The 13,802-nt window shown below is 59.4% G+C and carries 15 protein-coding genes; 13 read left to right on the top strand and 2 right to left on the bottom strand.

Features of this window, described 5'->3' with window-relative positions; all coding sequences use genetic code 11:
- Positions 1 to 153 precede the first annotated feature (153 nt).
- The 13 genes from ffh (at position 154) to AC07N4_RS09565 (ending at position 11,443) form a co-directional block, all read left to right on the top strand.
- Entirely contained in the window at positions 154 to 1,530 is a 1,377-nt protein-coding gene (gene ffh / locus AC07N4_RS09625; RefSeq protein WP_096819246.1) for a signal recognition particle protein, read from the top strand.
- A 251-nt stretch (positions 1,531 to 1,781) separates the two neighbouring features.
- Positions 1,782 to 2,033 (top strand): 30S ribosomal protein S16, encoded by a 252-nt coding sequence (gene rpsP, locus AC07N4_RS09620; RefSeq protein WP_003185073.1) that lies wholly within the window; start codon positions 1,782 to 1,784, stop codon positions 2,031 to 2,033.
- Positions 2,034 to 2,038: 5 nt separating this feature from the next.
- Positions 2,039 to 2,575 (top strand): ribosome maturation factor RimM, encoded by a 537-nt coding sequence (gene rimM / locus AC07N4_RS09615; RefSeq protein WP_085688896.1) that lies wholly within the window; start codon positions 2,039 to 2,041, stop codon positions 2,573 to 2,575.
- A gap of 2 nt (positions 2,576 to 2,577) precedes the next feature.
- Positions 2,578 to 3,330, top strand: coding sequence for a tRNA (guanosine(37)-N1)-methyltransferase TrmD (gene trmD / locus AC07N4_RS09610; protein ID WP_096819250.1), 753 nt, complete (start codon positions 2,578 to 2,580; stop codon positions 3,328 to 3,330).
- Positions 3,331 to 3,375: 45 nt separating this feature from the next.
- The gene (gene rplS, locus AC07N4_RS09605) at positions 3,376 to 3,726 is read left to right on the top strand and encodes a 50S ribosomal protein L19 (protein WP_003175895.1); all 351 of its coding nucleotides are present in this window, start codon (positions 3,376 to 3,378) and stop codon (positions 3,724 to 3,726) included.
- A 91-nt stretch (positions 3,727 to 3,817) separates the two neighbouring features.
- Positions 3,818 to 4,231, top strand: coding sequence for an acyl-CoA thioesterase (locus AC07N4_RS09600; protein ID WP_114881518.1), 414 nt, complete (start codon positions 3,818 to 3,820; stop codon positions 4,229 to 4,231).
- Positions 4,232 to 4,293: 62 nt separating this feature from the next.
- Positions 4,294 to 5,190: a site-specific tyrosine recombinase XerD gene (xerD, locus tag AC07N4_RS09595; protein WP_096819254.1), complete on the top strand. Its 897-nt coding sequence runs from the start codon at positions 4,294 to 4,296 to the stop codon at positions 5,188 to 5,190.
- 143 nt (positions 5,191 to 5,333) lie between these two features.
- Complete coding sequence (dsbC, locus tag AC07N4_RS09590; RefSeq protein ID WP_007954633.1) at positions 5,334 to 6,065, top strand: bifunctional protein-disulfide isomerase/oxidoreductase DsbC; 732 nt, start codon at positions 5,334 to 5,336, stop codon at positions 6,063 to 6,065.
- A gap of 132 nt (positions 6,066 to 6,197) precedes the next feature.
- A complete protein-coding gene (locus tag AC07N4_RS09585; RefSeq protein WP_018926703.1) occupies positions 6,198 to 7,502 on the top strand; it encodes a homoserine dehydrogenase in 1,305 nt (434 codons plus the stop codon).
- A gap of 66 nt (positions 7,503 to 7,568) precedes the next feature.
- A complete protein-coding gene (gene thrC / locus AC07N4_RS09580; RefSeq protein ID WP_096819256.1) occupies positions 7,569 to 8,978 on the top strand; it encodes a threonine synthase in 1,410 nt (469 codons plus the stop codon).
- A gap of 119 nt (positions 8,979 to 9,097) precedes the next feature.
- On the top strand, positions 9,098 to 10,471 hold the full coding sequence (locus AC07N4_RS09575) for a transporter substrate-binding domain-containing protein (RefSeq protein WP_493065328.1): 1,374 nt from the start codon (positions 9,098 to 9,100) through the stop codon (positions 10,469 to 10,471).
- 118 nt (positions 10,472 to 10,589) lie between these two features.
- Entirely contained in the window at positions 10,590 to 10,997 is a 408-nt protein-coding gene (locus AC07N4_RS09570; RefSeq protein WP_273540218.1) for a response regulator, read from the top strand.
- Between the two features lie 164 nt (positions 10,998 to 11,161).
- Positions 11,162 to 11,443 (top strand): DUF3509 domain-containing protein, encoded by a 282-nt coding sequence (locus AC07N4_RS09565; RefSeq protein ID WP_085729753.1) that lies wholly within the window; start codon positions 11,162 to 11,164, stop codon positions 11,441 to 11,443.
- Positions 11,444 to 11,616: 173 nt separating this feature from the next.
- On the opposite strand, the gene AC07N4_RS09560 is transcribed toward AC07N4_RS09565, so the two are convergent.
- A complete protein-coding gene (locus tag AC07N4_RS09560; protein WP_493065329.1) occupies positions 11,617 to 12,597 on the bottom strand; it encodes a TIGR02285 family protein in 981 nt (326 codons plus the stop codon).
- Positions 12,524 to 13,723 carry a CaiB/BaiF CoA transferase family protein gene (locus AC07N4_RS09555; protein ID WP_096819264.1) on the bottom strand — a complete coding sequence of 400 codons (1,200 nt, stop codon included), beginning with the start codon at positions 13,721 to 13,723 and terminating at the stop codon, positions 12,524 to 12,526. Before AC07N4_RS09555 ends, AC07N4_RS09560 begins: the two co-directional genes overlap by 74 nt.
- Between the last annotated feature and the right edge of the window lie 79 nt (positions 13,724 to 13,802).

Raw genomic sequence — 13,802 nt, 5'->3', positions numbered from 1 at the left:
CGAAAGACCGGCAAGCTGACAGCGAGGTGTCCGCCAGACGCAGTCTTCGCTATAATCCGCGACCTGCCCACGCCGCAGGCTCGCCGAGCACATGTTGATTCCGGTCTGGGCCGCCATTATCCCGGTCTACACAGGGCCTGAAAGGATCGCGCAATGTTTGAAAACTTAACCGACCGTCTCTCGCAGACGCTGCGCCATGTCACTGGCAAGGCGAAGCTGACCGAAGACAACATCAAAGACACCCTGCGCGAAGTGCGCATGGCGTTGCTCGAAGCCGACGTCGCCCTGCCGGTGGTCAAGGACTTCGTCAATTCGGTCAAGGAGCGCGCTGTCGGCACCGAAGTGTCGCGCAGTCTGACGCCGGGCCAGGCGTTCGTGAAGATCGTCCAGGCCGAGCTCGAAAGCCTGATGGGCGCGGCCAACGAAGATTTGAACCTGAGTGCCGTGCCGCCAGCCGTCGTATTGATGGCCGGTCTGCAGGGTGCCGGTAAAACCACTACCGCCGGCAAGCTGGCGCGCTTCCTTAAAGAGCGCAAGAAGAAGTCGGTCATGGTCGTGTCGGCGGACGTCTATCGTCCTGCGGCTATTAAACAGCTGGAAACCCTGGCCAACGACATCGGCGTGACGTTCTTCCCGTCCGACCTGAGCCAGAAGCCGGTCGACATCGCCAACGCGGCTATTAAAGAAGCAAAACTGAAATTCATCGACGTGGTCATCGTCGATACCGCCGGTCGTCTGCACATCGACGAAGAGATGATGGGCGAGATCAAGGCGCTGCACGCCGCGATCAACCCGGTCGAAACCCTGTTCGTGGTCGACGCCATGACCGGTCAGGACGCCGCCAACACGGCCAAGGCCTTCGGCGACGCTCTGCCGCTGACCGGTGTGATCCTGACCAAGGTCGACGGTGATGCCCGTGGCGGTGCCGCGCTGTCCGTTCGTGCCATCACCGGCAAGCCGATCAAGTTCATCGGTATGGGCGAGAAGACCGAAGCCCTCGAGCCGTTCCACCCGGAGCGTATCGCTTCGCGGATCCTCGGCATGGGCGACGTGCTCAGCCTGATCGAACAGGCTGAAGCGACCCTCGACAAGGACAAGGCCGACAAACTGGCCAAGAAACTGAAGAAGGGCAAGGGCTTCGACCTCGAAGACTTCCGCGATCAGTTGCAACAGATGAAGAACATGGGCGGTCTCGGCGGCCTCATGGACAAACTGCCGAGTATCGGTGGTGTGAACCTGTCGCAGATGGGCAATGCCCAGAACGCCGCAGAGAAGCAATTCAAACAGATGGAAGCCATCATCAACTCCATGACCCCGGCCGAGCGCCGCGACCCTGAGCTGATCAGCGGTTCGCGCAAGCGCCGGATCGCCATGGGTTCCGGCACTCAGGTGCAGGACATCGGTCGCTTGATCAAGCAGCACAAGCAGATGCAGAAGATGATGAAGAAATTCTCCGCCAAGGGCGGAATGGCGAAAATGATGCGCGGCATGGGCGGTATGTTGCCCGGCGGCGGCATGCCGAAAATGTAAAGAATCCGCGCCGGTCGTCGCACCGGCGCAGACCCCGCAAGGATGCGGGATCAACAGCAAACCCGCACTCGGCGGGAGCTGACCGGCCGTTTTAAACGACGGCCCTATATGCAAATCTGCACGGCCTGCCATAGGCGCCGGAAAAAGTCATTTGCAAAAGTCCGGATATTCCTTAGAATATGCGGCCTTTCGGGCACCCATGCCCGCTGTGCATTTAGATTTGCAGCACCGACTACAGGAACGATGTTCACATGCTAACAATCCGTCTTGCCCTTGGCGGCTCCAAAAAGCGCCCGTTTTACCACCTGACCGTAACCGACTCCCGCAACCCGCGTGACGGTTCCCACAAAGAACAGGTTGGTTTCTTCAACCCTGTTGCCCGTGGTCAGGAAATCCGTCTGTCCGTGAACCAAGAGCGCGTTGCCTACTGGCTGAGCGTTGGTGCACAACCTTCTGAGCGCGTTGCTCAGTTGTTGAAGGAATCGGCTAAGGCTGCGGCCTGAGCAATATGAACGCGACGCCTGCTGTTGCCGATGATTTGATCGTTATTGGCAAAATTTATTCTGTTCACGGCGTTCGCGGCGAAGTGAAGGTTTATTCCTTTACTGATCCGACTGAAAACCTGTTGCAGTACAAAACCTGGACGCTCAAGCGCGAAGGCAATGTCAAACAGGTCGAGCTGGTCAGTGGACGCGGGAGCGACAAGTTCCTGGTCGCAAAGCTCAAGGGTCTTGATGATCGTGAAGAAGCTCGTCTTCTGGCCGGTTATGAGATCTGCGTGCCGCGCAACCTGTTCGCTGAATTGACCGAAGGCGAGTACTACTGGTACCAGCTGGAAGGTCTGAAGGTCATCGACACACTTGGGCAATTGCTCGGGAAAATCGATCATCTTCTGGAAACCGGCGCCAATGATGTAATGGTAGTCAAGCCTTGCGCTGGCAGCCTGGATGATCGCGAACGCCTGTTGCCCTATACGGAGCAATGCGTGTTGGCCGTCGACCTCGCAGCGGGCGAGATGAAGGTGGATTGGGACGCGGACTTCTAAGCGTGGCTAACTTGCGCGTAGAAGTGATCAGTTTGTTTCCCGAGATGTTTTCCGCCATTGGCGACTACGGCATCACCAGTCGTGCGGTCAAACAGGGGCTCTTGCAGCTGACCTGTTGGAATCCGCGGGATTACACGACGGATCGGCATCACACTGTGGACGATCGCCCGTTTGGCGGTGGTCCGGGCATGGTGATGAAGATCAAGCCCCTGGAAGATGCTCTGGTTCAGGCCAAGGCAGCAGCCGGGGAGGCGGCGAAGGTGATTTACCTGTCCCCCCAAGGCCGTCAACTGACTCAGTCGGCGGTACGCGAACTGGCGAAATCGGATGCACTGATCCTGATTGCCGGTCGCTATGAAGGCATTGACGAGCGTTTTATTGAAGCTCATGTCGATGAAGAGTGGTCGATTGGCGACTATGTATTGTCTGGCGGCGAGCTGCCGGCCATGGTCCTGATCGATGCGGTTACACGACTGCTGCCTGGAGCTTTAGGGCATGCGGACTCCGCCGAGGAAGATTCCTTTACGGATGGTCTGCTGGATTGCCCGCACTACACCCGACCTGAGGTGTATGCGGATCAGCGTGTACCCGACGTGTTGCTGAGTGGCAACCACGCGCACATCCGGCGTTGGCGTTTACAGCAGTCCCTTGGTCGGACCTATGAACGACGCGCCGATCTTCTGGAAAGCCGCTCGCTTTCTGGAGAAGAGAAGAAGCTGCTCGAGGAATACATCCGCGAGCGGGACGATAGTTAACAACGTATCGATGGTAAATCCGACGATTTACCTTAGGAGCACAGCATGACCAACAAAATCATCCTTGCACTCGAAGCAGAGCAGATGACCAAAGAAATCCCTACCTTTGCCCCGGGCGACACCATTGTCGTTCAGGTGAAAGTGAAGGAAGGCGATCGTTCCCGTCTGCAAGCGTTCGAAGGCGTTGTAATCGCCAAGCGTAACCGCGGCGTGAACAGTGCGTTCACCGTTCGTAAAATCTCCAACGGTGTTGGCGTAGAACGTACTTTCCAGACCTACTCCCCGCAGATCGACAGCATGGCTGTTAAACGTCGCGGTGACGTACGTAAAGCCAAGCTGTACTACCTGCGCGACCTGTCGGGTAAAGCAGCTCGCATCAAGGAAAAACTGGCTTAAGTCCAGCTTCCGATGCAGAAAAAAGCAGCCTACGGGCTGCTTTTTTGTTGTCCGCAATTTATCCACAGCACTATTGCTTCAGGCCGTATCCATGACATCTCGTGAGCAAGAAATCGAACGCCGCACCGAACTCTCGGTGACCCGCGTGACCAAGGCGGTTTTCCCGCCGACCACCAACCATCACAACACGCTGTTCGGCGGCACGGCGCTTGCCTGGATGGACGAAGTTTCCTTCATCACCGCCACGCGGTTTTGCCGTTTGCCTTTGGTGACCGTGTCGACCGACCGAATCGATTTCAACCACGCGATCCCGGCAGGTTCCATCGTCGAACTGGTCGGGCGGGTGATCAAGGTCGGCAACACCAGCCTCAAGGTCGAGGTGGAAGTGTTCGTTGAAAGCATGAGCTGCGACGGGCGCGAAAAGGCGATTCACGGGCAGTTCAGCTTCGTTGCGATTGACGACGACAAGCGTCCGGTACCGGTTCTGCCTGGTTTTGCCGCCTGAAGGTTCCGTGTACGGGCGGGCTATGAAAGACTGTCCGCCATCTCTGCCTTGCCTGAGCTTTTATGCCCGCCATCGACCACCCGCTGATTGACCAGTTTCTCGACGCCCTATGGTTGGAAAAAGGTCTTTCCGACAACACCCGCGACGCCTATCGCAGTGATCTCGCACTGTTCAACGGCTGGTTGCAGGAGAAAAATCTCGAGCTGATCAACGCCGGTCGTGAATTGATCCTCGATCACCTGGCCTGGCGCCTGGAACAGAACTACAAACCCCGTTCTACCGCGCGATTCCTCTCGGGTGTACGTGGCTTTTATCGCTACCTGTTGCGGGAAAAACTGATCTCGGTCGATCCGACCTTGCGCGTCGACATGCCGCAACTCGGTCGGCCGTTGCCCAAATCCCTGTCAGAAGCCGACGTTGAAGCGTTGCTGAGGGCGCCAGACTTGAGCGAAGCCATCGGCCAGCGTGACCGCGCCATGCTTGAAGTCCTTTACGCCTGCGGCTTGCGGGTAACCGAGCTGATCAGTCTGACCCTGGAGCAGGTCAACCTGCGTCAGGGCGTATTGAGGGTAATGGGCAAGGGCAGTAAAGAGCGCCTTGTACCGATGGGCGAGGAAGCGATTGTCTGGGTCGAGCGCTACCTGCGCGATGGTCGCGGCGAGCTGCTGGGCGGACGCCCCAGCGATGTGCTGTTTCCCAGTCAGCGCGGCGAGCAGATGACTCGCCAGACCTTCTGGCACCGCATCAAGCATCAGGCCAAGGTCGCCGGCATCGGCAAATCGCTGTCGCCCCATACGCTGCGTCACGCTTTCGCCACGCACCTGCTCAACCATGGCGCCGACTTGCGGGTGGTGCAGATGTTGTTGGGCCACAGCGACCTGTCGACCACGCAGATCTACACTCACGTCGCCCGGGCACGGTTGCAGGATCTGCATGCCAAGCATCACCCTCGAGGCTGAGCGCAGTCTGTCTTGCGACAGGCGCATTCGGTCACGCGAACCTTATGTGGTAGGCTTTGCCGGTTTGCACGATGGACGGTTATGACCCGGTGTTCCGGCACGGGCGTTCTGAACGTTCCATTTGTCCGCCTTCAGGAGTTCTCATGCGTCTGACCCAGATTTTCGCCGCCGCAGCCATTGCGTTGGTCAGCACCTTTGCCGTCGCCGATGATGCGGCCGACAAAGCCATCCGCCAGAGCCTGGAAAACCTCCAGCTCGACGTGCCGGTGGACACCATCACCGCCAGCCCGCTGCCGGGCCTGTACGAAGTCAAGCTCAAGGGCAGCCGCGTGCTCTACGCCAGCGCCGACGGCCAGTACATCGTTCAGGGCTACATGTTCCAGCTCAAGGACGGCAAACCGGTCAACCTGACCGAGAAGACCGAGCGCCTGGGCATTTCCAAACTGATCAATGCGATCCCGGTGGCCGAGACCGTGGTTTACCCGGCCGTGGGCGAAACCAAGTCGCACATCACCGTTTTCACCGACACCACTTGCCCGTACTGCCACAAGCTGCACGCCGAAGTGCCGGAGCTGAACAAGCGCGGCATCGAAGTGCGTTACGTGGCGTTCCCGCGCCAGGGCCTGGGGTCGCCGGGTGACGAGCAACTGCAAGCCGTGTGGTGCTCGAAAGACAAGAAAGCGGCCATGGACAAGATGGTCGATGGCAAGGAAATCAAGGCTGCCAAGTGCGAGAACCCGGTTTCCAAGCAGTTCGCCCTCGGTCAGTCGATCGGCGTGAACGGCACACCGGCCATCGTATTGGCTGACGGACAAGTCATTCCGGGCTACCAGCCTGCGCCACAAGTCGCCAAACTGGCGCTGGGCGCGAAGTAATTCGCATCGTCACGCTCAGGCGCTGACGAGCGTGGTCCGGCGGCAACATGGCCGGGCCATCAATAGAGAGCCGCGATTGCGCGGTTGTTTTCACGGCCGGCCTCGCGTCGGCCGTTTTATGGGGAGTTCACAGTGAAACCGGTCAAAGTAGGCATCTGTGGGTTAGGGACCGTCGGTGGCGGTACCTTCAACGTACTTCAGCGCAACGCCGAGGAAATTGCTCGTCGTGCCGGGCGTGGAATCGAAGTGGCACAAATTGCCATGCGCACGCCAAAGCCTCAGTTCCAGACGACCGGTATTGCGATTACCAACGATGTCTTCGAAGTGGCCACGAACCCTGAGATCGACATCGTCATAGAGCTGATGGGCGGCTACACCGTTGCCCGCGAGCTGGTACTCAAGGCCATCGAGAATGGCAAGCATGTGGTCACCGCGAACAAGGCTCTGATTGCCGTTCACGGTAATGAAATTTTCGCCAAGGCGCGCGAGAAAGGCGTGATCGTGGCATTCGAAGCGGCGGTAGCCGGTGGCATTCCGGTGATCAAGGCGATCCGTGAAGGCCTGTCCGCCAACCGCATCAACTGGGTCGCCGGGATCATCAACGGCACCGGCAACTTCATCCTCACCGAAATGCGCGAGAAGGGTCGCACCTTCGAAGACGTGCTGGCCGAGGCGCAAGCGCTGGGCTACGCCGAAGCCGATCCGACGTTCGACGTCGAAGGCATCGACGCGGCGCACAAGCTGACGATCCTGGCTTCGATCGCGTTCGGTATTCCGCTGCAGTTCGACAAGGCTTACACCGAAGGCATCACCAAGCTGACCACCGCCGACGTGAACTACGCCGAAGCGCTGGGCTACCGCATCAAGCACCTGGGCGTGGCACGCAGCACCGCCGCGGGTATCGAGCTGCGCGTACACCCAACGCTGATCCCGGCCGATCGCCTTATCGCCAACGTCAACGGCGTGATGAACGCGGTGATGGTCAACGGTGACGCTGCCGGTTCGACCCTGTTCTACGGCGCTGGCGCCGGCATGGAGCCGACCGCTTCGTCGGTGATCGCGGATCTGGTGGACGTGGTTCGCGCCATGACCTCCGACCCGGAAAACCGCGTGCCGCACCTGGCCTTCCAGCCGGACTCGCTGTCGGCCCATCCGATCCTGCCGATCGAAGCCTGCGAAAGCGCCTACTACCTGCGCATCCAGGCCAAGGACCATCCGGGCGTGCTCGCTCAGGTGGCGAGCATCCTGTCGGAGCGCGGCATCAACATCGAGTCGATCATGCAGAAGGAAGTCGAGGAGCACGACGGCCTGGTGCCGATGATCTTGCTGACCCACCGCGTGCTGGAACAGCACATCAACGATGCGATCGCCGCCCTCGAAGCCCTGGCGGGCGTGGTCGGTCCGGTTGTGCGGATCCGCGTCGAGCACTTGAACTAAGTTGATCTCCTTCACAGGGCCCGCCTGCGGGCCCTGTGTTGCGAACACTGTCCATTGGAGTCAGTCATGCGTTACATCAGTACCCGCGGCCAGGCACCGGCCCTGAATTTCGAAGACGTCCTGCTGGCCGGTCTCGCCACCGACGGCGGTCTGTACGTCCCGGAAAACCTGCCACGTTTCACCCAGGAAGAAATCGCTTCCTGGGCCGGCCTGCCGTATCACGAGCTGGCCTTCCGGGTGATGCGCCCGTTCGTGACCGGCAGCATTCCGGACGCCGATTTCAAAAAGATCCTCGAAGAAACCTACGGTGTGTTCTCGCACAACGCCGTGGCTCCGCTTCGTCAGCTGAACGGCAACGAATGGGTGCTGGAGCTGTTCCACGGCCCGACCCTGGCGTTCAAGGATTTCGCCCTGCAACTGCTCGGTCGTTTGCTCGACTACGTGCTGGAAAAGCGCGGCGAGCGCGTGGTGATCGTCGGCGCAACTTCCGGTGATACCGGTTCGGCTGCCATCGAAGGTTGCAAGCATTGCGAAAACGTCGACATCTTCATCCTGCACCCGCACAACCGTGTGTCCGAAGTGCAGCGTCGGCAGATGACCACCATCCTCGGTGAGAACATCCACAACATCGCCATCGAAGGCAACTTCGACGACTGCCAGGAAATGGTCAAGGCAAGCTTCGCCGACCAGAGCTTCCTCAAGGGCACGCGTCTGGTGGCGGTGAACTCGATCAACTGGGCGCGGATCATGGCCCAGATCGTTTACTACTTCCACGCAGCGCTGCAATTGGGCGGCCCGGCACGTTCGGTGTCGTTCTCGGTGCCGACCGGCAACTTCGGCGACATCTTCGCCGGTTACCTGGCGCGCAACATGGGTCTGCCGATCAACCAGTTGATCGTCGCCACCAACCGCAACGACATCCTGCACCGCTTCATGAGCGGCAACCAGTACGTCAAGGAAACCCTGCACGCCACCCTGTCGCCGTCGATGGACATCATGGTCTCGTCGAACTTCGAACGCCTGCTGTTCGACCTGCACGGTCGCAACGGCGCGGCGATTGCCGGACTGATGGATTCGTTCAAGCAGGGCGGTGGTTTCAGCGTTGAACAGGAACGCTGGACCGAGGCGCGCAAACTGTTCGACTCGCTGGCCGTGGACGATGCGCAAACCTGCGAAACCATCGCCGAAGTCTTCGAACAGACCGGTGAGGTGCTCGATCCGCACACGGCCATCGGTGTGAAAGCTGCACGCGAATGCCGTCGCAGCCTGGATATCCCGATGGTGATCCTGGGCACGGCGCATCCGGTCAAATTCCCGGATGCCGTGGAAAAAGCCGGTGTAGGAAAAGCTCTCGAACTACCTGCACATCTTTCTGATTTGTTTGAGAGAGAAGAGCGCTGCACAGTTTTGGCAAACGAGCTGAAAGCCGTGCAGGCCTTTGTCAGCCAGCATGGCAATCGCGGCAAGCCGCTTTAAGCCCTGAAAGCTGTCACATTTTGAAGCCCGTCTCCTGACGGGCTTTCTTGTTTTTGCATGCCACACTGCTCGGGTTTCGCCCACGAAGGACGGGCGAGTCGATGACGAAGGATGTGGCAATGCGGTTTTATTCAGGATTGAGGCCAGCGCTGAGCTGGTTGTTTTTGTTGGGGCTGTCGGGGTTTCTGCAATTGACCGAGGCAGCTCATCTGACGATGCATTCAGAAGGGATGGAGTTGAATATCCAGCCCATCGAGCTGGACGCGCAAGAGCGACAGTGGATTCGTGAAAACCCCAGGGTGACAGTCGCCTCGGTGCAATATCCGTTGTATCTGTTTCAGGACGAACACGGTCAGTGGAGTGGCTTGAACAACGATGTGCTCAAGCACATCAGCGCCATGACCGGTTTGCAGTTCGTGCATCAGGAATCGTTCTCCACCAACCACATGCTGGAACGCCTGGAAAGCGGCGTCGCCGACATCAGTACGACACTGGCCATGAACGAGGAGCGCAGGCAGTTCCTCGATTTCAGCCATGCCTTCGGGGGAGCGGGGTGGGTGTTCGTCGGGCGGGCAGGTTTGCCGGCGGTGCAGTCGCTTGAAGAGCTGGAGAAACGGGTCCTGGTGTTGCCGGCCAGGCATGCGCTGGAGGACTGTATCCGACGCGATCACCCTTTGATCGAGATACGTTCGGTCAAGACCTACGCCGAGGCCCGGGCGCTGGTGGAGAGTGGCGAGGCTTACGCCACGATTGAAAACGAGATCGGTGCGCAGCTGTTTCCATCAGGCTTGCTCAAGGTCGGTGGTCTGGTCGAGGGCAAGTGGGAGGCGGATCATCTGGCGGTACGCAAAGGCCTGCCTGAGTTGCTTAGCATTCTCAACAAGGCCCTCGGTGCTTTTTCGGCCGCCGAGTTGCGGGCCATGCGCGTGAAGTGGCTGGACGGTATTTCACCTGCACCGGCACCGTCGTTCGGGGCGCAGCTGATCAAGTGGGGATGCTGGGCGATGGGGGCGCTCGGGGTATTGGGCCTGCTTTCGCTGTTTTGGAATCGTCGGCTTGCTACCGAGATAAAACAGCGCCGGGAAGCCGAAAAGGGCTTGGGCGATCAACTGGCCTTTCAGCATGCACTGATCGATGCGATGCCCGACCCCGTGTTCGTGCGTGATCTGCAGGGACGGTTGATCATGTGCAACCGCAGCTATGAAGAAGCACTGGGCGTCCGTTTCGAGCAAGTGCAAGGACGGACGCTGTATGAATTCGATGCGCTTCCGCCCGCCACCTCACTGATGCTGCATGACGAGTTCATGGTGCAACTGCGCACACGCAAGACGCGCTTCAGCAAACGACAGTTGTTGTTCAGGAGTGGCTCCCGGCACATCTATCAATGGACGGTGCCTTTTTACGGTGTCGATGGAAAACTGCGCGGTTTATTGGGTGGCTGGACGGATATCACCCAGCGGCGGACCGAGAGCGGGTGTCGTTGTCCGCAGTGAAGTTGGGAAATGTCCTATAAAGCGTGGCTACTTTTCTGATGGGAGGCTTAGGACGACTGCCCTAGAGTGACAAACCACTGCGGCGAGAAACCGCGATTGTCGTTCCAGAGGTCGTCCAATGCGCTCGCTCAAAATCCTGCTTCTCGAACCCAACCCGTTCCAGTTGATGGCGTTGCACCAGATGCTCAACGCCATCGGTATCTATGACGTGTTGACCGCGCCTTCGCTGGGCGCGGCAAAGCGTTCGCTGGTACGCCGCGGGACTGTCGATATCGCCATCTGCAATCCGCAACTCAAGGGTGGCGAGGGGGTGGCGCTGATCAGGCATCTGGTGGCCCGGCAAGAGGCGCGGGCGCTGATTCTGTTGGGGGTGGTGGCGCCCAGCGTACAGGCCGACCTGGAACCTTTGCTCGGCGATGAAGGGATGAAGCTCCTGGGACGCCTGCACACACCGGTTTCGGCCGTGCTGATGCGCAATCTGCTCGACAGCTATCTGTCGTCGCCCCGACGTCCGGTCACAGTCTGAAGCCATTGGTTATTTTTCTGTCATCTTCACCCTGCATGCTCCGTCAGGCAGGTGACGCTCCGGGAGAGGCCGCCGACATGCAGAACTTTCTTCTCGGGCCGGTGGTCATTTACTGTGGACACGCCCCAGGCACTGTGTTTTCGGACTATTGAGTGGAGATCGAGATGGAAAGTATCAGTCTATTGCTCGGTGAGGCTCTGAGCCCGTATCAGGTGACGCTGACCCCTCGCGGTCTGCAGGGTGAATGCCTGGTGACACTGAAGAACGGCAGTGGTGCCATCATGGTGGAACGCGAATTCAATCGGGCGCAATTGAGCGACAAGCGCCAACTGACGGATGTGGTCGATGGCTTGCATCGCGACATCCTGATCGCCGAAGGTCGGCTGGAGCCGTGTGTGATTGCAGCGTTGCGCAACGCTGCCCGCGACAAGCACCCGGGTCTCTGAAACTGATTTGTCTTTTGTGGGAACCTTCCTGCACCCGGGTCAGTCAGACCCCATAGCAGCAGGATCAAGCATTGTGCTCCGGTGCTTGTCGCTTGCTGCTACGGGTCTTTGATAAAGACCACGTTTAACCCCGAGTCGTCTCCCCACTTCTCGGGGTTTCTTTTGTCCGGGATTTACTGCGTGGCCTGCTGCTGGAAGAAAATCCGCGCCTGCTCCAGATAGTCCTGACGCCTTTCAGGGTCCAGCCAGTCGGCGTAGAGCTGGTCGAGATGTTCGTGGGGCAGGGTGCGCAACAGTTGATCGATTTCGCTGATCGCCTGCCGGCCCTGAGTGGTGTCGGTGCAGCCGACGTGGCCCGAAATGTACTTGCCTGACCCGCGGATTGGGAAGAACTCCAGCTCGTCTTCAGCGATCTGTGCCTGACGCGCCTGATAACGGATTTCCGGCCAGTAACCCAGCACCACCTGCAATCGCCCGAGCCGCTGCATCGACAGCAGACTGCTTAACGCGTCATTCCCGTAATGCGGTGTCAGCGCGCCGCCCGGTGCCTGTCGGAGCAGGCCGTCGATGTATTCGCCATAACTGCGCTCGGCCACCACGCCGACTTTTCTGTCGCTGTTGGCCAGGAATGCGGACAGATCGACTTCACCGTCGGAAATGAACGGCGCCAGCACTTCGCGATCTTTCTGACGAACCACCAGGCCATTGCTGACCGCCCGAAATGCCGGGATGGAGAACGCGATCCATTGCGCGCGCTCCTTGTTCCAGATCAGCGAAGGATCACAGGCGAACGGGTGTTCATGGAGCATCTGGATGCCGCGGGCGCGGTTGACCCGCATCAAGGTGTGTTCGTATTGCGGCATGCCGGCAATCAGCATCGGCATCAGTTGATCGATGACGCCCTGGCCCTTTTTCGGGCCTTCGAAAATGGTCAGCGGTGGCAGGTCGCGCAGCAGCCAGATCAGCGTCGGCTTCGCCTGCGCCCAGGCTGGCAGCACCAGCAGAAAAAGCAGGCCGAACAGCCGCCACGTCCACCAGTGGTGGGCGCGGTTGGAGGCTGAGGCCGGTCGGCGCTTCAGCTCAGATGGCTCCGTCTTCGCGCAGCCGGGCGATCTGCTTCTCGTCGTAGCCAAGATCGTGGAGTACCTGCGCATTGTGTTCACCGAGCTGTGGTCCGACCCATTCGGACGTGCCGGGTGTATCAGAGAGTTTCGGCACGATGCCCGGCATCTTGAAGGGTTTGCCGTCCGGCAGTTTGGCCTGCAGGAACATTTCCCGGGCCAGGTACTGCGGATCGTTGAACATGTCTTCGGCGCTGAAGATCCGGCTGGCCGGGACTTCGGCCTGGTTCAGCAGGTCCAGCACGGTTTGCAGCGGCAGCGAATTGACCCAGCGATCGATCACTCCGTACAACTCGTCACGGCGGGTGTCGCGCCCGTCATTGCTGGCCAGCGCCGGGTCATTGGCCAGATCTTCACGGCCGATGATCAGCATGAAGCGCTTGAAGATCGCATCGCCGTTGGCGCCGATCTGCACATGTTTGCCGTCGGCGCTGGTGTGGATCGACGACGGCGTGATGCCCGGCATGATGTTACCGGTGCGTTCACGAATGAACCCGAACACATCGAACTCCGGCACCATGCTTTCCATCATGGCGAAGATCGCTTCGTAGAGCGCCACATCAACGACCTGGCCAAGCCCGCCGTTGACCTCGCGATGACGCAGGGCCATCAACGCGCCGATCACACCCCACAGGGCGGCAATCGAATCGCCGATGGAAATTCCGGTACGCACCGGCGGGCGGTCTTCGAAACCGGTGATGTAGCGCAGGCCGCCCATGGATTCGCCGACCGCACCGAAACCTGGCTGATCCTTCATCGGCCCTGTCTGGCCGAAGCCTGAAAGGCGCACCATGACCAGTTTCGGATTCAGTGCGTGCAGGGTTTCCCAGCTCAGGCCGAGTTTTTCCAGGACGCCGGGGCGGAAGTTTTCGATCAGGATGTCGGCTTCACCCAGCAGTTTTTTCAGGATCGCGAGGCCGTCGGGGTGTTTCAGGTTCAGCGTCAGGGACTTTTTGTTGCGTGCCTGGACGAACCACCACAACGAAGTACCTTCATACAGCTTGCGCCACTTGCGCAGCGGATCACCGCCGTCCGGCGATTCGATCTTGATCACTTCAGCACCGAACTCGCCGCAAATGCGCGAGGCAAACGGCCCGGCAATCAATGTACCCAATTCGATGACTTTCAGACCGCTGAGCGGTTTGTTGGCGAACGGCATGCGAGATCCTGTAGGACAAGGCTGAACGGATACAGCGTTTTAACATAGCCGGCTGTCAGTCGCGCAAGGTTGATCGCCA

It is taken from the genome of Pseudomonas sp. GW821-FHT09E04, assembly GCF_059416185.1.
Note: the sequence above shows the minus strand (reverse complement) of the source record. Positions and strands in the feature narration are given on the sequence as shown.